1 protein-coding gene is annotated in these 568 nt (G+C 71.5%); it reads right to left on the bottom strand.

The genetic code is table 11. From position 1 onward, the window contains the following. Window positions 1–98: 98 nt before the first annotated feature. Window positions 99–568 (bottom strand): 3-deoxy-7-phosphoheptulonate synthase (locus KDM41_18760; GenBank protein ID MCB1185466.1); only part of this gene is annotated, 470 nt, incomplete at its 5' end.

Genomic DNA, 568 nt, shown 5'->3' with positions numbered 1-568 from the left:
GACCGGGATCGCGATGCGGTCGCCGGTACGTGCTGCGACGAGCTCGTGGATCTGCTCGCGCGAGGGATAGTGATACGGGGCGTCGTCGGCGGGCGGGGTCATGCGGCGACCTCGCGTAGCGAGCGGTCGAGCGTGCGGCCGGAAGCGCGGGCGATCAGCTCGACCTGGTCGAGCATCGTCGCGGCTGCGGCGAGGTCGAGCGACTGGTCGCCGTCGACGAGCGCGGCCGTCGGGTCATGGTGCACCTCCACGATCAGGCCGTGCGCGCCGGCGGCCACCGCGCCCATCGAGATCGCAGGCACGAGGTCGGCGCGTCCGGCGGCGTGCGACGGATCGACGATCACCGGCAGGTGCGTGAGGTCGCGCAGCAGCGGGATCACGTTGAGGTTGAAGGCGTTTCGCACCATCGGCTCGAACGACCGGATCCCGCGCTCGCACAGGATCACGTTCGGGTTGCCGGCGGCGAGGATGTACTCGGCGGCGCAGAGCAGCTCCTCCACCGTCGCGGCCATGCCGCGCTTGAGCAGGATCGGCTTGTCGGTGCGCTCGCCGAGCGCGTGCAGCAGGC

It is taken from the genome of bacterium, assembly GCA_020440705.1.
GTDB lineage: Bacteria > Krumholzibacteriota > Krumholzibacteriia > LZORAL124-64-63 > LZORAL124-64-63 > JAGRNP01.
The sequence above is the reverse complement of the archived record's forward strand: the minus strand, read 5'-3'. Positions and strand labels throughout refer to the sequence as shown.